16 protein-coding genes are annotated in these 18,666 nt (G+C 64.6%); 7 read left to right on the top strand and 9 right to left on the bottom strand.

The window, feature by feature from the left end; translation table 11 throughout:
• Positions 1–57: 57 nt before the first annotated feature.
• The 3 genes from EOA23_RS00285 (at position 58) to EOA23_RS00275 (ending at position 3,183) form a co-directional block, all read left to right on the top strand.
• Positions 58–981: a sulfite exporter TauE/SafE family protein gene (locus EOA23_RS00285; RefSeq protein ID WP_127250794.1), complete on the top strand. Its 924-nt coding sequence runs from the start codon at positions 58–60 to the stop codon at positions 979–981.
• A complete protein-coding gene (locus tag EOA23_RS00280; RefSeq protein WP_126062806.1) occupies positions 981–1,772 on the top strand; it encodes a TIGR02186 family protein in 792 nt (263 codons plus the stop codon). Before EOA23_RS00285 ends, EOA23_RS00280 begins: the two co-directional genes overlap by 1 nt.
• A gap of 154 nt (positions 1,773–1,926) precedes the next feature.
• Positions 1,927–3,183: an Hsp70 family protein gene (locus EOA23_RS00275; RefSeq protein WP_127302485.1), complete on the top strand. Its 1,257-nt coding sequence runs from the start codon at positions 1,927–1,929 to the stop codon at positions 3,181–3,183.
• A gap of 4 nt (positions 3,184–3,187) precedes the next feature.
• Here the strand turns inward: EOA23_RS00275 and EOA23_RS00270 are convergent, their stop codons facing one another.
• Both EOA23_RS00270 and EOA23_RS00265 read right to left on the bottom strand, forming a co-directional pair.
• Entirely contained in the window at positions 3,188–3,490 is a 303-nt protein-coding gene (locus EOA23_RS00270; RefSeq protein ID WP_127302484.1) for a hypothetical protein, read from the bottom strand.
• Positions 3,491–3,551: 61 nt separating this feature from the next.
• Positions 3,552–4,454, bottom strand: a complete 903-nt coding sequence (locus EOA23_RS00265; RefSeq protein WP_127302483.1) for a LysR family transcriptional regulator — start codon at positions 4,452–4,454, stop codon at positions 3,552–3,554.
• A gap of 279 nt (positions 4,455–4,733) precedes the next feature.
• Here EOA23_RS00265 and EOA23_RS00255 point away from each other — a divergent pair, with 279 nt between their 5' ends.
• The 3 genes from EOA23_RS00255 to EOA23_RS00245 are packed head-to-tail and all read left to right on the top strand — an operon-like array spanning position 4,734 to position 9,333.
• Positions 4,734–7,664, top strand: coding sequence for a molybdopterin oxidoreductase family protein (locus EOA23_RS00255; protein WP_127302481.1), 2,931 nt, complete (start codon positions 4,734–4,736; stop codon positions 7,662–7,664).
• A complete protein-coding gene (locus EOA23_RS00250; RefSeq protein ID WP_127302480.1) occupies positions 7,661–8,395 on the top strand; it encodes a 4Fe-4S dicluster domain-containing protein in 735 nt (244 codons plus the stop codon). The genes EOA23_RS00255 and EOA23_RS00250 overlap by 4 nt, the downstream gene beginning before the upstream one ends.
• A 2-nt stretch (positions 8,396–8,397) precedes the next feature.
• On the top strand, positions 8,398–9,333 hold the full coding sequence (locus EOA23_RS00245; RefSeq protein ID WP_127302479.1) for a DmsC/YnfH family molybdoenzyme membrane anchor subunit: 936 nt from the start codon (positions 8,398–8,400) through the stop codon (positions 9,331–9,333).
• Positions 9,334–9,340: 7 nt separating this feature from the next.
• Here the strand turns inward: EOA23_RS00245 and pdeM are convergent, their stop codons facing one another.
• The 5 genes from pdeM to EOA23_RS00220 all read right to left on the bottom strand — a co-directional run bounded on the left by pdeM (position 9,341) and on the right by EOA23_RS00220 (position 15,518).
• A complete protein-coding gene (gene pdeM, locus EOA23_RS00240) occupies positions 9,341–10,057 on the bottom strand; it encodes a ligase-associated DNA damage response endonuclease PdeM (RefSeq protein ID WP_127302478.1) in 717 nt (238 codons plus the stop codon).
• Positions 10,058–10,077: 20 nt separating this feature from the next.
• On the bottom strand, positions 10,078–12,609 hold the full coding sequence (locus EOA23_RS00235; RefSeq protein WP_127302509.1) for a ligase-associated DNA damage response DEXH box helicase: 2,532 nt from the start codon (positions 12,607–12,609) through the stop codon (positions 10,078–10,080).
• A gap of 232 nt (positions 12,610–12,841) precedes the next feature.
• On the bottom strand, positions 12,842–13,702 hold the full coding sequence (locus EOA23_RS00230) for an NlpC/P60 family protein (protein ID WP_189341457.1): 861 nt from the start codon (positions 13,700–13,702) through the stop codon (positions 12,842–12,844).
• A 28-nt stretch (positions 13,703–13,730) separates the two neighbouring features.
• The gene (locus EOA23_RS00225; protein ID WP_040985896.1) at positions 13,731–14,081 is read right to left on the bottom strand and encodes a MarR family winged helix-turn-helix transcriptional regulator; all 351 of its coding nucleotides are present in this window, start codon (positions 14,079–14,081) and stop codon (positions 13,731–13,733) included.
• Between the two features lie 72 nt (positions 14,082–14,153).
• Positions 14,154–15,518 carry a leucyl aminopeptidase family protein gene (locus EOA23_RS00220; protein WP_127302476.1) on the bottom strand — a complete coding sequence of 455 codons (1,365 nt, stop codon included), beginning with the start codon at positions 15,516–15,518 and terminating at the stop codon, positions 14,154–14,156.
• A gap of 123 nt (positions 15,519–15,641) precedes the next feature.
• On the opposite strand from EOA23_RS00220, the gene EOA23_RS00215 reads away from it, so the two are divergent.
• Positions 15,642–16,469, top strand: coding sequence for a tetratricopeptide repeat protein (locus EOA23_RS00215; protein WP_127302475.1), 828 nt, complete (start codon positions 15,642–15,644; stop codon positions 16,467–16,469).
• Positions 16,470–16,605: 136 nt separating this feature from the next.
• Here EOA23_RS00215 and EOA23_RS00210 read toward each other — a convergent pair whose 3' ends face one another.
• Together EOA23_RS00210 and EOA23_RS00205 are read right to left on the bottom strand one after the other, a co-directional pair.
• The gene (locus EOA23_RS00210; protein ID WP_127302474.1) at positions 16,606–17,622 is read right to left on the bottom strand and encodes a type II secretion system F family protein; all 1,017 of its coding nucleotides are present in this window, start codon (positions 17,620–17,622) and stop codon (positions 16,606–16,608) included.
• 13 nt (positions 17,623–17,635) lie between these two features.
• Positions 17,636–18,649 (bottom strand): type II secretion system F family protein, encoded by a 1,014-nt coding sequence (locus tag EOA23_RS00205; protein WP_127302473.1) that lies wholly within the window; start codon positions 18,647–18,649, stop codon positions 17,636–17,638.
• Positions 18,650–18,666: the final 17 nt, after the last annotated feature.

Below are 18,666 nucleotides of genomic sequence, written 5' to 3'. Positions count from 1 at the left end.
GCTTTAGTGTCCGGGGCGGCACTATGCGCCGACAGACAAACTGATCGAGACAGCCGGGTGGGCATCTATCTCCCGATCGCGGAAATTTCCGTCAACGTCTTCGTGCTGCTGGCGATGGGCGCGGCGGTGGGTTTCCTGTCGGGCATGTTCGGGGTCGGCGGCGGCTTCCTGATCACGCCGCTGCTGATCTTCTACAACATCCCGCCGGCGATCGCGGTCGCCACCGGCGCCAACCAGGTCATCGCCTCTTCCTTCTCCGGCGCGCTGTCGCATTTCAAGCGCGGCACGCTCGACTTCAAGCTGGGCGGCGTGCTGCTGGCCGGCGGCATCGTCGGCTCGACGGCCGGCATCTTCGTCTTCGCGCTCTTACGCCGGCTCGGCCAGTTGGATCTGTTCATCTCGCTGCTTTACGTCGTGTTGCTCGGCACCGTCGGCGGACTGATGCTGGTGGAAAGCCTCAACGCGCTGCGCGCCAGCCGCAGCGGCGCAGCGCCCGTGCTCAAGAAATCCGGCCAGCACAACTGGATCCACCGGCTGCCGTTCAAGATGCGCTTCCGCGCCTCGAAGCTGTTCGTCAGCGTCATCCCAGTGCTCGGGCTCGGCGCCGGGATCGGCTTCCTATCCTCAATCATGGGCGTCGGCGGCGGCTTCATCATGGTGCCGGCGCTGATCTACCTGCTCAAGGTGCCGACCAATGTCGTTATCGGCACCTCGCTGTTCCAGATCATCTTCACCTCGGCCTACACCACGCTGGTGCATGCCACGACCAACCAGACGGTCGACGTGATCCTGGCCTTCCTGCTGATGGCCGGCGGCGTCGCCGGCGCGCAATATGGCGCCAAGGCCGGGCAGAGGCTGCGCGGCGAACAGCTGCGCGCGCTTTTGGCGATGCTGGTGCTGGCGGTCGCCATCCGCCTTGCCGTCGATCTCTTCGTGACGCCGCCCAATCTCTATTCGCTGTCCGCCGCGGGCCTCAACTGATGGCGGGATTGAGAGCGTTTGCAGCCGCCGCCTCGTTGTCGATGCTCTTTGCCCTTTCCCCGGCGACGGCGCAGGCGCCGCCCACCGAAAGCATCCAGATCGGCCTTTCGACCGACGCGATCTCCATCACGGCGGGCTTCTCCGGCGCCGACCTCACCATCTTCGGATCGCTGGAAAATCCCGACCCGCTGATCGCCAGACAGGGCCGCTACGACGTGGTCGTCGTGCTCGAAGGACCGCCGCGCCCGGTCGTGGTGCGGCGCAAGGACCGCGTGCTCGGCGTCTGGATCAATCTGGATTCGGAGACGTTCGAGAATGTGCCTGTCTCCTACTCCGTCGCGACGACGCGGCCGCTGCAGGACATCGCCGAGCCTGCCAAATACAAGCAGCTCTCGCTCGGGGCGCAGAACCTGTACTTGAAGCCCGCCGACGACACCGACAGCCCGGCGACCATCGAGGAGTTCACCGCGGCACTTCGCGAGCGCAAGGCGGCGACGGGCCTCTACAGCGAAAATGTCGGCGGTGTGCAGTTCCTGTCGCAGAACCTGTTTCGCGCCACCGTACGGCTCGCGCCCAACGTGCCGGTCGGCACCCACAAAGCCCGCGCATTCCTGTTCAAGAGCGGCATGTTCGTCAAGGAAAGCTCGGCCCAGCTCGAGATCCGAAAATCGGGCTTCGAGCAGTCGGTCTTCCGGGTCGCGCATGACTATTCTTTTCTCTACGGCGTGTTCGCCATATCCCTCGCCATGCTGACCGGCTGGCTGGGCCGGATCATCTTCCGCAAAGATTAAAGCCGCAAAGGGTTTCCCTGCGGGCGATCATGCGATAAACCGCCGCCTCCCAACCCAAGGGTAAACAAGCACAATCCGTTCGGCAGAGCGGTCCGGCCATCCGGACGACGGCGCGCTTGGCGTCCCTGCCACAAGGCAACGACAGGAGGCTGCGATGCGATCGGCGTTCGGCGGCATCGATTTCGGCACGTCCAATTCCACCGTGGGGGTGATCCGCGACGGCCGGGCGCGACTGGTGGCGTTGGAGGGCGAACAACCCACTCTGCCGAGCGCCGTGTTCTTCAACTTCGAGGACGGCTACACCTATTTCGGCCGCCGCGCGATCAGCGACTACACCGATAGCATCGAAGGCCGGCTGATGCGCTCGCTGAAGAGCGTGCTCGGCAGCTCGCTCGCCAATGAGAAGACCCGCATCAAGACGCGCCAGATCGGCTTCATCGACATTATCGGCATGTTCGTCGGCCATCTGAAGAAGCGGCTCGAAGAAGACGCCGGCGGTCCGGTCGAGAATGTGGTGCTCGGCCGGCCCGTGCAATTCGTCGATAACGACACGGCCTCCGACGCGAAGGCGCAGGGCGAGTTGGAGAAGGCGGCGCGCGCGCAAGGCTTCAAGCATATCGCCTTCCAGTTCGAGCCGATCGCGGCGGCGCTCGACTACGAACAGAAGGTCACCCGCGAGGAGCTGGCGCTGATCGTCGACATGGGCGGCGGCACTTCCGACTTCTCCATCGTGCGGGTTTCTCCGGAACGTGCCCGTTCCAATGATCGCAAGGCCGACATCCTCGCCAACCGGGGTATCCGTATCGGCGGCACGGATTTCGACCGGCTGCTCAGCATAGCCCATGTCATGCCCGAGCTCGGCTATCTGACGCGGACCAAGGACCACAAGCGCAACCTGCCGGCAGCCTATTTCATCGACCTAGCCACCTGGCAGCGCATCAACCTCGTCTACACCGCCAAGGCGATGACCGACTTGCGACAGATTCGCTACGAGGCCGAGCGCGCCGATCTCGTCGACCGCTTCATCCATGTCGTCGAGCATCGCCATGGCCATGCAATGGCGGGCCTGGTCGAAAGGGCGAAGATCACGCTCACCGACCACCCTTCGGCCGAGGTGAAGGTGTCGCTGCCCGGCGCGCGCTTCGCGGCCGAGATCACCCGCGCGGGCCTCAAGGAGACCATTGCGGTCGACATCGAACGCGTGGCCGCGACGGTCAGGCAGACGATCGCCGACGCCGGCGTTCATGCCTCCGCCATCACTGCGGTGTTCCTCACCGGCGGATCGACCGCGATCCCGCTGGCCAAGCGGGAAATCCTGTCGCTGGTGCCGCAGGCCGCTGTCATCGAAGGCGACATGTTCGGCTCGGTCGGCCTTGGCCTGGCGCTCGACGCGCAGCGCAAATACGCCTGAGGCGCTAGGAATTCAGATCTGTCACAGGGCTGGCATAAACGACGATTCCATAGCCCTGTTGGAGGGCAGTCTCCGCAGCATTTCGCAGAGTTTGATCGCTGATCGAAGGAACTTCAATCGCCAGCTTCTTTGCGTCCCTTACGTTGATTTGCTCCCAGCCGCATGAGGCGAGAAACCGTGGCGTCGATAAAAGGGCGGACTCCAAGTCGTTGGTATTTGCAAAAACCAAGAGTGCATGTCGCTCCCCATCAGGGTATTCGCGATGCTTCTCCGCACACGCTATGATTTTTAATACATGAACGCTCATTCGGCCTCTCGTGCTTTCCTGTAGAATCCCGCGAGCTATCGGCCTTTCTTACCTTTGGTCCCTATCGGGTTGGCGACGCTTCAGCCTTGCCACCCAGATGCGCCTTCAGCGCCATCTGGGCGAGGCTGGCCTGGCGGTCGCGATGCGTGATCATGGCGAAGTCGCGCTTGGGCAGTTCGACCGGCACGGCCCTGAGGCTGCCCTCGGCCAGCGAGCGCGCGACGACGAGCTCGGAGATGATCGTGGCGCCCGCGCCGGCCTCCACCGCCTGGCGCACGGCCTCGTTGCTGGGCAGAACCAGGAATATCTGCAGCTCCGCCGGCGGAACGCCCTGACTGTGGGCGAAATCCTCCAGCGCCTCGCGCGTGCCCGACCCGCCTTCCCTGATGATCCAGCGCAGCGCCCTGATGTCGAGGTTTCCGGCACGCGTCATCGGGATGTCGGGATGCGAGCGCGCCACCACCAGCATCATGCGGTCCTCGTCGACCGTGGCGCGGCGCAGGATGTCGGACTCGGTTCGGCCCTCGACCAGGCCGAAATCGGCCCGGCCATCCAGCACATTGGTCTCGACCTGCCTGGTGTTGCCGATGGTGACGCTCAGCTTCACCGCGGGATAGGCCTCGTGGAAGGCAGCCAGGCGACGCGGCAGCCAGTAGCTGGCGATGGTCTGGCTGGCCGCGATCGACAGGCTGCCGGCGACGGTCTGCGAGACATCCTCCAGCACGCCACGAGCAGCCGCGGCGCGATCCAGGACCGCCTTCGCCTCCGGCAGGAAGCGGTGGCCGGTCTGGGCCAATTCGATGTTGCGGCCGACCCGGTTGAACAGGCGCACGCCATGCTGGCTTTCGAGCGCGCGGATGGCGGCCGACGCCGCCGATTGCGAGATGCCGAGCCGCTCGGCGGCCCTGGTCATATGGCCGTGTTCGGCGACAGCGACAAAGATGCGCAATTGATCGAGGGTCATGGATCAACTAAGAAGCAGAATCGATCAGAATTACAAGAGCTGCTTGTTAGACGGATCAATTGCTTTGTTCTAAGTTTTTGCCCGAGGTTGGAAAAAATTGGTCGTCACAGACCAAGAGTGGGAAATGGCAGGGCGTTTCAGATCCCTATTCGCGCATTGGAGCCGCCGGCTGAAGCGGCAGCTTGCCGGCGAGCGTTATCATCCTGAACTTCACTACATGCGCGGCCCGGGACCCAAGACGAAAGCCAAGATGGCGAACGGCAAGAGCGTTCGCCAATCATGAGCAAAACCGCGCCGCGCGGCGCCAATTCCGCACCCTCGCAACGGCCACTTTCCGACACTCACGCGCCAAATGAGGGCGACGGCGTCGAGACTTCGCCCAGCGTCTCCGACTGCGTCGCCAAGACCACCTGCTATATGTGCGCCTGCCGCTGCGGCATCGACGTCCACATCAAGGACGGCAAGGTGCGCTACATCAACGGCAACAAGGACCATCCGGTGAACCGCGGCGTGATCTGCGGCAAGGGCAGCGCCGGCATCATGCAGCATTACAGCCCGGCGCGTCTGAGGAAACCGCTGCTGAGGACAGGCCCGCGCGGCTCGGGCGAATTCCGCGAGATCGAATGGGACGAGGCTCTGACCATCGCCACGGAGAGGCTGTCGGCGATCCGCCGCACCGATCCGAAAAAACTCGCCTTCTTCACCGGCCGCGACCAGTCGCAATCGCTGACCGGCTGGTGGGCGGCGAAATTCGGCACGCCGAACTTCGCTGCGCATGGCGGCTTCTGCTCGGTCAACATGGCGGCCGGCGGGCTCTACACGATCGGCGGCTCGTTCTGGGAGTTCGGCGAGCCCGACTGGGACAACACCCGATATTTCATGCTGTTCGGCGTTGCCGAGGACCATGATTCCAACCCGATCAAGATCGGCCTCGGCAAGCTCAAGGCGCGCGGCGCCAAGGTGGTTTCGATCAATCCCTGCCGCACCGGCTACAATGCCATCGCCGACGACTGGATCGGCATCCGGCCGGGCACCGACGGCCTGTTCGTGCTGGCGCTGGTCCACGAATTGCTCAAGGCCGGGCGCGTCGATCTCGACTATCTGCTGCGCTACACCAATGCGTCGGTGCTCGTCGTGCAGGAGCCGGGCGCGGCCGACGACGGACTCTTCGTGCGCGGCGCCGACGGCAACCCGCTGGCTTGGGACAGCGTGGCCAAGCGTCCGGTCAACGCAGCCGGACCCGAGGCAAAGCCGGCGCTGACCGGCAGCTACGAGGTCGGTGGGCGGCGCTGCGTGCCGGTGTTCCAGCTCATCGCCGATCGCTATCTGGACGAGAGCTACTCGCCGGATGCCGTGGCGCAGCGTTGCGGCGTCAGCGCCGACACCATCCGGCGCATCGCGGCGGAGCTGGCGCATGTCGCCTTCGAGCAGACGATCGAGCTGCCGGTCACCTGGACCGACTGGGCCGGCCGCCGGCACGAGACGATCAAGGGGCGGCCTGTCTCGATGCATGCCATGCGCGGCATCTCGGCCCATTCCAACGGCTTTCATACCTGCCGCGCCATCCATTTGCTGCAGGTGCTGCTCGGCACCGTCGACGTTCCAGGTGGCTTCCGCTTCAAGCCGCCCTATCCGCGCTGCGCGCCGCCGGGACCGAAGCCAGCCGGCAAGAACGCCCAGCCAATGACGCCGCTGGACGGCATGCCGCTCGGCTTCGTCTGCGGGCCGGACGATCTTCTCGTCGACGAAGCCGGCCGGCCAGTCCGCATCGACAAGGCCTATTCCTGGGAAGCGCCTTTGGCCGCGCATGGGCTGATGCATTCTGTCATCCGCAACGCCTGGGCCAGCGATCCTTATCCGATCGACACGCTGTTCATGTACATGTCGAACATGGCGTGGAACTCGTCGATGAACACGGTCGAGACGATTTCCATGCTGACCGACAAGGACGAGGCCGGCGCGTACAAGATCCCGTTCATCATCTATTCCGACGCCTATTACTCCGAGACCGTGCCATTCGCCGACCTGGTGCTGCCCGACACCACCTATCTCGAGCGGCACGACTGCATCAGCCTGCTCGACCGGCCGATCAGCCATGCCGACGGAGCCGCCGACGCCATTCGCCACCCCGTGGTGCAGCCAGATCGCGACGTGCGGCCGTTCCAGTCGGTGCTGATAGAACTCGGCGCGCGGCTGGGCCTGCCAGGCTTCGTCGAGGAGGATGGCTCGGCGAAATACCGCGACTATGCCGACTATATCGTCAACCACGAGCGCACCCCCGGCATCGGCCCTTTAGCCGGCTGGCGCGGCAAGGATGGCGACGCAATCGGCAAGGGCGACGTCAACCCCGGCCAGTTGCAGCGCTACATCGACAATGGCGGCTTCTGGCACCACGATTTTTCCGACGACCAGCGCTATTACAAGATGGGCAACCGCGCCTATCTCGATTTCGCGGTCGAGATGGGTTTCATCGCCAAGGCCGAGCCGATCGTCTTCCAGCTCTATTCGGAGCCGATCCAGCGGTTCAGGCTGGCAGCGCGTGGCCACGGCAAGGTGCAGCCGCCCGACGCCGAACGCGGCCGCATCGAAGCCTATATGGACCCGCTGCCCTTCTGGTACGCGCCCTTCGAGGATGACACCGGCGATCTCGAAAAATATCCGCTGCATGCGCTGACGCAGCGGCCGATGCATATGTACCATTCCTGGGGTTCGCAGAATGCCTGGCTGCGGCAGATCACCAGCCAGAACCGGCTGTTCGTCCATCGCCAGACGGCCAGCAAGCTCGGCCTTGCCGACGATGACTGGGTATGGATCGAAAGCGTCAACGGAAGGGTGAAGGGCCAGATCAAGCTGATCGACGGCGTCAACCCCGATACGGTCTGGACCTGGAACGCGATCGGCAAGCGGCGCGGCAGCTGGGGGCTGAAGGACGATGCGGCCGAGAGCAATCGCGGCTTCCTGCTCAACCACATCATCGGCGACCAGACATCGGCCCACGCCAACGGCAAGCGCTATTCGAATTCCGATCCGGTCACCGGACAGGCGGCATGGTTTGACGTGCGCGTGCGCATCGTCAAATGCGCGGCGGACGAAGCCGGCTTCACCGAGCCGCAATTCGAGCGTTTTGCCCGGCCGGCGCATTTCGAACCGTCGCCCGACATACTTCGCTTCGGCGCGAAATTCCGGATGAAGAGGGAAGCCGCCGAATGACCTGCTTTCCCGCCCGGACCGAGAAAAAGCTCGGCCTGGTCATCGACCTCGATACCTGTGTCGGCTGCCAGGCCTGCGTCACCGCCTGCAAGGAGTGGAACACCGGCGGCCATATGGCGCCGCTGACCGACACCGACCCTTATGGCGGGCATGCCGACGGCGTCTGGTTCAACCGCGTGCATGCCTACGAGCATACGACGGAGCGGGGCGGCCGGACAGTGAACTTCCCGCGCTCCTGTTTGCATTGCGAGCAGCCGGCCTGCGTCACTGTGTGCCCGACCGGCGCCTCCTACAAGCGCGCCTCGGACGGCATCGTGCTGGTCGACGAGAGTAAATGCATCGGCTGCAAGTTGTGCAGTTGGGCCTGTCCCTATGGCGCGCGCGAATTCGACACGGATGTCGGCGTGATGAAGAAATGCACGCTCTGCGTCGACCGTATCTACAACGACAATCTCGCCGAGGAAGATCGCGTGCCCGCCTGCGTCGCCGCCTGCCCGACCAGCGCCCGGCATTTCGGCGATCTCGGCGATCCCACCTCGGCGATCTCGCAACTCGTCGAGGAGCGTGGCGGCGTCGCGCTGATGCCGGAGCTTGGCTATAAGCCGACCAACCGCTATTTGCCGCCGCGCACCCGCAGCGAACGGGCGGCGAAGGTCGACGCGCCGGCGCTGGAGCCGATCAAGGCCGAGGGCGGTTTCCTCGGCTGGATCGACCGCATGCTTTCGAACTGATCATGCATCCCGGTTTCTCGGTCGTCTTCTTCACCACCGCCACCGGGGCCGGCTACGGCCTGCTGGCGCTGCTCGGCCTGCTTGGCGGGTTGGGATACATTCCCGCCGATTTCTGGCTTGGCTTCGTCGGCATGGCGCTGGCGCTCGGCCTGATCGTCGCTGGCCTGTTGTCGTCCACGGGTCATCTCGGCCGGCCCGAGCGCGCCTGGCGCGCCTTCTCGCAATGGCGCAGTTCCTGGCTGTCGCGCGAAGGCGTGGCGTCGGTCGCGACCTTCATCCCGGCCGTGCTGTTCGGCATCGGCTGGGTGTTTCTCGGCAAGAGCGGCGGCTGGGTGGCGGCCGCCGGCCTGCTGGCGGCGGCTGGCGCCGTCGTGACTGTCTGCACGACGGGCATGATCTACGCTTCGCTGAAGCCGGTCGCGCAATGGCACAGCCGATATACGTTGCCGGCCTATCTCATCTTTGCTGCCATGACCGGAAGCGTTCTCGCCAACGCCCTGCTTCAGGGGTTCGAGCTGGGTTCAGCGGAGATGCTGGCCTGGGTCCTGCTTGCCACCCTCGCCGGCTGGGTCTGGAAGCTCGCGACATGGCGCTACAATGACCGGCTGGAGATTCCGACAAATGCCAACACCGCGACCGGGCTCGCCGGCGGCACGGTGCGGTCGATCGAATGGCCGCATACGGAAGAGAACTATCTGCTGAAGGAGATGGGCTTCCGCATCGCGCGCAAACATAGCGCGAAGCTACGACGGATCACGCAGGCGCTGGCATTCATTGCGCCCGCCGTCCTGCTTGTCATCGCCTTCGCCCTGGCTTGGCCGTTCGCGGCGATTGCCTCGGTGCTTGCAGCTGTTTGTCAGTTGGCCGGCATGCTGGTCGAGCGCTGGCTGTTCTTCGCCGAGGCGAAGCACACGGTCACGCTGTACTATGGCAGATGAAGCTGTATCAGCCCGGCCGCAGCATCGAGCCCGAGATCGCAAAGATGCGCTCGGCTCCCAACATATACGCCATCAGCGTTTCCAGGCGGAACAGGCCGGCATAGGCGCGGTCGAGCACGTTGAGCGAGCCGGTATAGGCGCCGAAGGCCGGCATGATCATGCGGCCGCCGTCGCCGGCAAAGCAGCGTCGCCTGACCGAGCGGCCGCGCTGGACGATGCGCGCGCATGGATGGAGATGGCCTGATATCTCGCCCTCGATCCGCGTCTTCGAGGGCTCATGCCGGAAAAGCAGCGAGCCGATGGCAAGCTCCTTGACCGTCTCGCCGGGCAAATCAGCGGGCGCCTCAGGATCGTGGTTGCCGGCGACCCAGAACCAATCGCGGCCTGCCATCATCGCCTCGAGCCGCTCACGGAAGGTCTGGTGCATGCGCTCGGCGCCGCCACCATCATGGAAGGAATCGCCCAGGCTGACGACGATGCGCGGCTGGTAGTCGGCGATGACCGACTGAAGCCTGAGCAAGGTGGCGCCGGTGTCGTAAGGCGGGATCAGCGCGCCGCGCCTGGCGAAGGACGAGCCTTTTTCCAGATGCAGGTCGGAGACCGCGAGCAGGCGCAGATCGGGGAAGTAAAGCACACCACGCCGGTCGCACACAGCGCGCTCGCCAGCGATGCCGACAAGGTCGGCCTCGGCGATCAGCGTTGCGCGCGACAGCGAAAAATTCATCCCCTCTTCGTCCCTCTCTTTCAGTCGATCATCTCAGGCCCCATGGCCTCTTCGACGAGGGTGGCGGCATCCATCAACAGCGTCTCGTCCGCCTCGCCATTCACCGGCATCTTGCCGATTTCCAGCATGATCGGCACGGCGAGCGGCGATATCTGCTCCAGATTCTTATGCATGATTCGACCGCGAATGCGCGAGAGCATCTCGGCAAGTCTGCTGACATCGAGCAACCCGGTCGCGGCATCCGTGCGGGTGGCCTGCAGCAGAATATGGTCGGGTTCATGGCTGCGCAGCACGTCATAGATCAGGTCGGTGGAAACGGTCACCTGGCGGCCGCTTTTCTCCTTGCCGGGGTGGCGCTTTTCGATCAGTCCGGAAATCAGCGCGCAGTTGCGGAAAGTGCGCTTCAAGAGCCAGCTGTCGGCAAACCAGGCCTCGAGATCATCGCCCAGCATGTCTTGATCGAACAGCGTGGCCAGCGACGGTTTTCTATTCTTGAACATCCAGCCCATGTCGGCCAGCGACCAGATGGCCAGCGCATAGTCGGTGGCCACGAAACCGACCGGCTTCGCGCCCGCGCGATCGAGCCGGCGGGTGAGCAGCATGCCGAGCGTCTGGTGAGCAAGCCTGCCCTCGAACGGATAGGCCACGAGGTAGTAGCGGTTGCCGCGCGGAAAGGTCTCGATCAGCAGGTCGTCGCGTTTCGGCAGAATGGACTTGTCCGCCTGGAACCGCAGCCAATCCGCAACCTGCTCGGGCAGCTTCTTCCAGCGTTGAGGATCGTCGAGCATGGCTCGGACCTGCTCGGCCAGGTAGGTCGAAAGCGGGAATTTGCCGCCGCCATAATAGGGCACCTTCGCGTCGCTGCCCGGCGCGTTCGAGACGAAGCACTCGTTCTCGCGAATGCCTTCGAAGCGCAGGATCTTGCCGGCGAACATGAAGGTGTCGCCATGGGTCAAGGTCTCCAGGAATGCTTCCTCGATCTTTCCCAGCACCCTGCCGCCGCGCGAGGCTGCCCCCCTGCTGCCAGCCTGGACGTAGCGCACATTGAGCGCCGGCACTTCGATGATGGTGCCGACATTGAGCCTGTATTGCTGGGCGACCGCCGGATTTGAAACCCGCCACAATCCTTCCCTGGTCTGCCGGATGCGGGCATAGCGCTCGTAATTTCTGAGCGCGTAGCCGCCGGTAGCGACGAAGTCGATGACCCGATCGAATGTCGGCCTGTCCAGGCTGGCGTAAGGCGCGGCCGTCCTTACCTCATCGAACAGTGCGTCAGCGCGAAACGGCGCGCCGCAGGCGCAGCCCAGCACATGCTGCGCCAAGACGTCCAGCCCGCCATTGACCAGAGGTGGGGTGTCCTGTGCGCCAAGATAATTGGCGTCGAGCGCCGCCCGACACTCCAGCACTTCGAAGCGGTTTGCCGGGATCAGGATCGCCTTCGACGGCTCGTCCATGCGGTGATTGGCGCGGCCGATGCGCTGCGCTAGACGACTGGCGCCCTTCGGTGCGCCGACATGCACGACCAGATCCACGTCGCCCCAGTCGATGCCGAGATCGAGCGTCGAGGTAGCGACGATGGCGCGCAGCACATTGTCGCCCATCGCCTTCTCGACGCGGCGGCGCTGGGCGACGTCCAGCGAGCCGTGATGAAGCGCGATCGGCAGTGTGTCCTCATTGACTCGCCATAGCTCCTGGAACAACAGCTCGGCCTGGCTGCGCGTGTTGACGAAGAGCAGCGTGGTCTTGTGCCGCTTGATCTCACGATAAATTTCCGGCGTGGCGTAGCGGGCCGAATGGCCGGCCCAGGGAACGCGCTCTTCGGAGTCAAGGATCGAGATCTCGGGCTTGGCGCCGCCCGTGACGACGATGAGCTCGGACATGGCGCCGGGGGAAGCCTGGCTGACCAGCCACCGCCGCAATTCGTCGGGCTCGGCGACCGTTGCCGACAAGCCGATGGTCTGCAATCCGGGGACGAAGCTGCGCAAACGCGCAAGGCCAAGCGCCAGCAGATGCCCGCGCTTCGAGGTAACGAGCGAATGCAGCTCGTCGAGCACGACATAGCGCAAATCCTCGAAGAAGCGCTTTGCGTCGTTCGAGGCGATCAGCAGCGCAAGCTGCTCGGGCGTGGTGAGCAGAATGTCGGGTGGCGCCAGCTTCTGCCGCTGGCGCTTGTGCGAAGGCGTGTCGCCGGTGCGGGTCTCGATGGTGACGGGCAGGCCGATCTCCTCGACCGGCTTGCCGAGATTGCGCTCGATATCGACGGCCAGCGCCTTGAGCGGCGAGATGTAGAGCGTGTGGATGCCGCGACGGGCCTGGCCAGGCTTGCGCTTGGGACGGTTGGCGAGCTCGGTGAGCGACGGCAGGAAGCCGGCCAGCGTCTTGCCGGCGCCGGTCGGCGCGATCAGCAGCACCGATTGGCCGGCTTGCGCCTTCGCCAGCAACTCGAGCTGATGGACGCGCGGCGACCAGCCCTTTTGGCCGAACCATCTGACGAATGGCTCGGGCAGCAGGACGGCGGCATTCTGTTCGGCAAGGCGCGGCTGCTCGGTCACTCGCAACAGGTAGCGCGGCGGCACGCGATCGCCAAGGAAAATCGGAACAAAAGGGGATCAGCTATTTCGTCCTCCCCCCCTTGTGGGGGAAGGTGGATTGCCGCGCAGCGGCAAGACGGATGAGGGGTGTTCCAGCTTGGCGCCAAGCTACCCCTCACCCGGACTGCCATCCGATTTGTGAAGGACAAATCGGGGCAATCCGACCTCTCCCACAGGGGGAGAGGTAGGGGAGTTACGGCCTCCTGAACCCGGTCGGGCCGCCATAGAGATAGCCGATGCGCTCGACCGCTTCCTTCAGCCCTTCCCGCGAGACCAGCATGGTGTGGCCGTTGGCGTGGATCATGTCCCTTTCGTCGGTCATAATCGCCACATGGCCTTTCCAGAACACGAGGTCGCCGCGCTGGAGGCCGGTATAGTCCGGACCCGGCTCGAAGGGCGTGCCGATCGACGCCGCCTGCATGTCGGAGTCGCGCAGCACATCCTTGCCGGTCATGCGCATCGCCAATTGCACGAGGCCGGAGCAGTCGATGCCGAAGCCGGAGACACCACCCCAGAGATAGGGCGTGCCGAGGAAGCTTTCGGCGACGGTGACGTAATCCTCCGCAAGCTCGCCGATCGGCCGCAGATGGCCTGCGATGATCGCCTGGCCGGAGGGCAGCAGCGCATAATGCGTGCCGCGCGTCTCGGCCGAGCCGCTCACGGTCACGGTCGAGCCCATCGACAGCTGTCCGCTGATCGGAAAACGCAGATCCGGCCCGGGATAGAGGAAGGTGCGCGGCACGCAGACGATGTGGGTCGGCGCGTGGTCGCGCGCGCCAAGGAGATTGTCCGCCACATAGCCGACATAGCCGTCGCGCTCGGCCTGCACCCAGGCCCAGCCTTCCGCGTCCTCGAAGACGAGCACGTCGTCGCCGAAGAGCGCCTGCGTGTTGACGCCCGCATCGGGGCGCGGCGCCTTGCGCAGGTCGGCGACCGAGGCCGTGATCCGCACCGGGCGGCCGGTGACGAAGCGGTCGGCGGCAACTTCGCCTTTCAGCCTCGCATCGGCAAGGTCGGAGCGGAAAGCGTGAAGGCGGGCATCCCTTGCGGTCAAATCGATAATCCGGTCGTTGGCAGTGAGGTCAGATGGGCAGTTCGTGCGCCCTGGCGACGATACCATCGCCGAAGCGCTCGACAAAGAGCGCGCCTTCCACCGTGCGGCGGATGAGTACGTTGCGCTTGTCGAGCTCGTCGCGATGGCGCGAGACCAGCTTCAGCGCGCCCATCGTGTCCAGCGCCCGGGTGATGACCGGCTTGGTGACGTTGAGTTTTGCCGCAAGCCCGCGCACCGTGTGCGGCGGCGGGTCGAGATAGATGGTGAACAGGATCGCCGTCTGGCGCATGGTGAGATCTGGCTCGCCATCGCGCACCTGGGCCAGCATCACCTGCTGCCACAGTCGCAAGGCCTGGCTCGGGCGCATCGAGATCGACATCGCCCAAGCATGCCGGCAAATTGTTTCGGTTCCGTTTCAGTGACGGTTTATCCGCCGACCCGGTCTTCCGGCCTAGACAAATCGCTGCGTGATGACCCGCTCCAGCGCGCGAATGCCCTGCGCCTCGCCGCCGGTCAGGCCGTAAGGGCGATCGGCCGGGTTCCAGGCGAAGATGTCGAAATGCGCCCAGCTGTGGGTCTTCTCGACGAAGCGCTTGAGGAAAAGCGCCGCGGTGATCGAGCCGGCAAAACCGTCCGTGGTGACATTGTTGATGTCGGCGATCTTTGAGGAAAGCTTCGCATCATAGGGACGCCATAGCGGCATCCGCCACAGCGGATCCTCGACGGACACGGAGGCGGCGGCAATGTCGGCGGCGAACGTCTCGTCGGCGGTGTAGAAGGGCGGCAGATCGGGGCCGAGCGCGACCCTGGCAGCGCCGGTCAGCGTCGCCATGCCGATCAGCAATTCTGGCTTCTCCTCATCGGCCAGCGCCAGCGCGTCGGCCAGGATCAGCCGCCCCTCCGCGTCCGTGTTGCCGATCTCGACGGTGATGCCTTTGCGGCTCTTCAGAACGTCGCCGGGCCGGAAGGCATTGCCGGCGATCGAATTCTCGACGGCTGGGATCAGCACGCGCAACCGGACATTCAATTTCGCCGCCATGATCATGGAAGCGAGGCCCAGCACGTTGGCGGCGCCGCCCATGTCCTTCTTCATCAGAAGCATGCCGGACGACGGCTTGATGTCGAGACCGCCTGTGTCGAAGCAGACGCCCTTGCCGACCAGCGTCACCTTCGGCGCAGCGCTCGGTCCCCAGCTCATGTCGATCAGCCGCGGCGCGTCGGCGGAAGCCCGGCCGACAGCGTGGATCATCGGGAAATTCCGCGCCAGAAGATCGTCGCCGTGAATTGCGGAAATCTCGGCGGCATGGGCGGCCGCCAATTGCCGGGCGGCTTCTTCCAGCTCGACCGGCCCGAGGTCGCTGGTCGGCGTGTTGACCAGATCGCGCGTCAGGAAAACGCTGTCGGCGACGCGACGGACATGCGCGGCGTCAGCGCCCTCCGGAAGCGCGAAGCGCAGGGCCTTGCCGGGCTTCTTGCCGTAGCGCGTGAAGACATAGCCGCCCAGGACAAGCGCCAGCGCGGCGAGTTCGGGTTGCGCCAGGCCCGACGCGAAATACCAGTCGCCTTCCGGCAGCGCCCTTGCGAGCGCGCCGAGGGCAAGCGCGCTTTCGCCGTCACCCGTGCCGAACAGCGCGCCGGCGAGACCACCGCCCTCGCCAGGCAGGACCAGCGTGCGCCCTGCCTCGCCGGAAAAACCGTTGGCTCTTGCCCAGGCGATGGCGGGCGGCGGCAATGCCGCGGCTTCAAGGGCGTCCTTTGCCACCAGATAGACAGGGAAGGCGGCTTGCGGCTTTTGTTCGACGAGTTCGACAGGCATGCGATGATCTCCGGCCGAACAGGATGAGTCGGCTTCTTAACGGTCCGTTAGGGTTAACAGAATATTTCTGCGGGAGGGAAGACGGCCAGCCCATGGCCGCACAGGAATGGAGACCGGGCGCCGATGCCGATCAAAGCGTTGAACCGTAGAGCCAGGCGTCTGATCAGCACGGCCTTCATGGCGGCACTGGCCGCCAGCGTGGCAGGTTGCGGCAGCACCAGCCAAATGACCACCGGCTCCATCTCGCGCTCCGACAGAAGGCCGCTGGAAACGATGTCGGCCGGCGAACTGCACACGGCCACGTCCAGGCTTGGCGAATCCTACGCCCGCAATCCCAATGACAAGCGCATGGCGATGAATTTCGCGGCGGCACTGCAGATGGATGGCGATGCCGACCAGTCGCTCGCCGTGATGCGCAAGCTGGCGATCGCCTATCCCAAGGATCGCGACGTGCTTGCCGCCTATGGCAAGGCGCTTGCCGCCAACGGCCAGTTCGAGCCGGCGCTCGACGCCGTGCGCCGCGCGCAGACGCCCGAATATCCGGACTGGAAGCTGGTGTCGGCGGAAGCCGCGATCCTCGACCAGATGGGCCAGAAGGACGAAGCGCGTCAGGACTACCGCAAAGCGTTGGAACTCAAACCGAACGAGCCTTCGGTGCTGTCCAACCTCGGCATGTCCTATGTGCTCGAAGGCGACCTGCGAACGGCCGAGACCTATATGCGCTCGGCCGCGCAGCAGCCCAGCGCCGACAGCCGGGTGCGGCAGAACCTTGCACTCGTGGTGGGCCTGCAGGGCCGCTTCGACGAGGCCGAGAAGATCGCCTCGCAGGAATTGTCGCCCGAACAGGCGCAGGCCAACGTCGCCTATCTGCGCCAGATGCTTGCCCAGCAGAATGCCTGGAGCCAGCTGAAGGATCAGGACAAGAACAAGGCGAAAGTCGCCACGAACTGACGGACGCCGCCAAGCGCCGCCCGCTCCGACAATGCAAAAGCCGCGCGGCTTTTTTGATTTGCGCGAACGGCTCTTTCTCTTTGCTTTTTACGCAATTCCGGGCGGAAAACCGCACCACACTTTTGCTGGAATTGCTTTATTGGCTCGAGGAGCTGTGCTGGTCGCCGAAGATGCCGCGCTGGCTGACCTGGATGCCGGCCGGGCCAAGAATGATGGCGAAGAGAACCGGCAGGAAGAACAGGATCATCGGCACGGTGAGCTTCGGCGGCAGCGCGGCGGCTTTCTTCTCGGCCGCGTTCATGCGCATGTCCCGGCTTTCCGAGGCGAGCACGCGCAGCGCATGCGCCACCGGCGTGCCGTAGCGTTCGGCCTGGACCAAGGCCTGCGACACCGACTTGACCGATTCCAGGCCGGTGCGGCTTGCCAGGTTCTCATAGGCGATCTTGCGATCCTGCAGATAGGAAAGCTCGGCATTGGTGAGCACGAATTCCTCGGCAAGCGCGACCGACTGCGCGCCGATTTCCTCGGCGACCCTGCGCAGGGCCGCTTCCACCGACATGCCGGATTCCACGCAGATCAGCATCAGGTCGAGCGCGTCCGGCCACGCCAGCTGGATCGATTGCTTGCGCTTGGTGGCGCGGTTGTTGACATAGAGGATGGGAGCGTAGAAGCCGCCATAGGCGACGACGACACAGACGAACAGCTTGATCAAAGCCGGCTGCTGCGGCAGGCCGCCGAGCACGAACAGGTAGACGGCCGCCAGCGCAAAGCCCACAAATGGCAGGACGAGGCGGAAGAAGAGGAAGCGCGTCAGCGGGTTCTGGCCGCGGAAGCCCGCGACCTTGAGCTTCTGGATCGTGTTTTCATCGGCAAGCGCGCGCTTCAGATCCAGGCGGTCGACGATGTTGCGCATGCCGATGGACTGTTCCTCGCGCAGGCCCTTGCGGCGCCGGTCGGCCTCGCTGGCCAGCCGCGCGCGCTGCTCGGCGCGCAATTTGTCGCGTTCGAGCGCCACGGACTTCATGCGCGATTTGAGCGACGTGCCGCCGAACGCCGGCATGAGGGTGAACACGGTCGCGAACACGGCGATGCCGACCAGCATCGCGATCAGGAAGGAAGGATCGGTGAGTGTTTTGACGACCTGTTCTGTCACCGGATCCGCGCCCCTATACTTCGAAGTTCATCATCTTGCGCATCACCAGGATGCCGATCGACATCCAGACACCCGAGCAGCCGAGGATCAGGTTGCCGACACTGGTGGTGAACAGCGGCATGATATAATTCGGGCTCGACAGATAGACGAGGAAGGCCACGACAAAAGGCAGGGCGCCGATGATGACGGCGGATGCCTTGGCTTCCATCGACAGCGCCTGGACCTTGGCCTTCATCTTCTTGCGGTCGCGCAGGACGCGCGAAAGGTTGCCTAGCGCCTCGGACAGGTTGCCGCCGGCCTGCGACTGTATCTGGATGACGATGCCGAAGAAGCCGGCCTCGCTGCACGGCATGGTCTCGGACATGCGCAAGGCGGCGTCGGGGACCGACATGCCCATCTGCTGGGAATCGACGATGCGGCGGAACTCCGACCGGACCGGTTCGGGCGATTCATTGGCGATCAGGCGGATCGCGTCGTTGAGCGGCAGACCGGACTTGACCGCGCGCACGATGATGTCGAGCGCGTTCGGAAACTCTTCCAGGAAGGCCTTGACGCGACGTGTGCGGCGAAACGAAACGAACCAGCGCGGCAGGCCGAGCCCGCCCACCAGCAGGGCGCCGGGCAGGGCCCACAGAGGCGCGCCGACGAAAAAGAGAAGGGCCGTCAGGATGATGCCGCAGACGGCGGAGTACATGTAGAAGCGCTCGATCGGGACCTGCATGCCGGCCTGGCTGATCTGGACCTTCAGCGGCGGTTTCTTGAGGTTGCGATCGTTGGTCTTCTGTTTCTCGTCGAGCTGCTTGAGCGAGTCCTGGAGACTTTTGCGCCGCTTGACCGCCTCCGCGGCGCGATCGCGCGTGGCTTTCACCACCGACCTGTCGGTTTCGGCTGTCTTGATGGTTTGAAGCCGCTTGCCCGCCTGCTTCTCGTTGTCGATGCGCGTGAACAGGAAAGCATAGGCCACCGCGCCGGCGCTGAAGCCGGCGAGCACGATGAATGCCAGGACGGTGGTGTCAATTCCGAACATCGACCGGTGCCCCTAGG

Source organism: Mesorhizobium sp. M2A.F.Ca.ET.042.01.1.1 (assembly GCF_003997405.1).
GTDB lineage: Bacteria > Pseudomonadota > Alphaproteobacteria > Rhizobiales > Rhizobiaceae > Mesorhizobium.
Note: the sequence above shows the minus strand (reverse complement) of the source record. Positions and strands in the feature narration are given on the sequence as shown.

Coding starts and splice junctions, on each gene's coding strand:
- EOA23_RS00280 (WP_126062806.1), top strand. CDS start 981: ATGGCGGGATTGAGAGCGTTTGCAGCCGCCGCCTCGTTGTCGATGCTC.
- EOA23_RS00275 (WP_127302485.1), top strand. CDS start 1,927: ATGCGATCGGCGTTCGGCGGCATCGATTTCGGCACGTCCAATTCCACC.
- EOA23_RS00270 (WP_127302484.1), bottom strand. CDS start 3,490: ATGAGCGTTCATGTATTAAAAATCATAGCGTGTGCGGAGAAGCATCGC.
- EOA23_RS00265 (WP_127302483.1), bottom strand. CDS start 4,454: ATGACCCTCGATCAATTGCGCATCTTTGTCGCTGTCGCCGAACACGGC.
- EOA23_RS00255 (WP_127302481.1), top strand. CDS start 4,734: ATGAGCAAAACCGCGCCGCGCGGCGCCAATTCCGCACCCTCGCAACGG.
- EOA23_RS00250 (WP_127302480.1), top strand. CDS start 7,661: ATGACCTGCTTTCCCGCCCGGACCGAGAAAAAGCTCGGCCTGGTCATC.
- EOA23_RS00245 (WP_127302479.1), top strand. CDS start 8,398: ATGCATCCCGGTTTCTCGGTCGTCTTCTTCACCACCGCCACCGGGGCC.
- pdeM (WP_127302478.1), bottom strand. CDS start 10,057: ATGAATTTTTCGCTGTCGCGCGCAACGCTGATCGCCGAGGCCGACCTT.
- EOA23_RS00225 (WP_040985896.1), bottom strand. CDS start 14,081: ATGTCGATCTCGATGCGCCCGAGCCAGGCCTTGCGACTGTGGCAGCAG.
- EOA23_RS00220 (WP_127302476.1), bottom strand. CDS start 15,518: ATGCCTGTCGAACTCGTCGAACAAAAGCCGCAAGCCGCCTTCCCTGTC.
- EOA23_RS00215 (WP_127302475.1), top strand. CDS start 15,642: ATGCCGATCAAAGCGTTGAACCGTAGAGCCAGGCGTCTGATCAGCACG.
- EOA23_RS00205 (WP_127302473.1), bottom strand. CDS start 18,649: ATGTTCGGAATTGACACCACCGTCCTGGCATTCATCGTGCTCGCCGGC.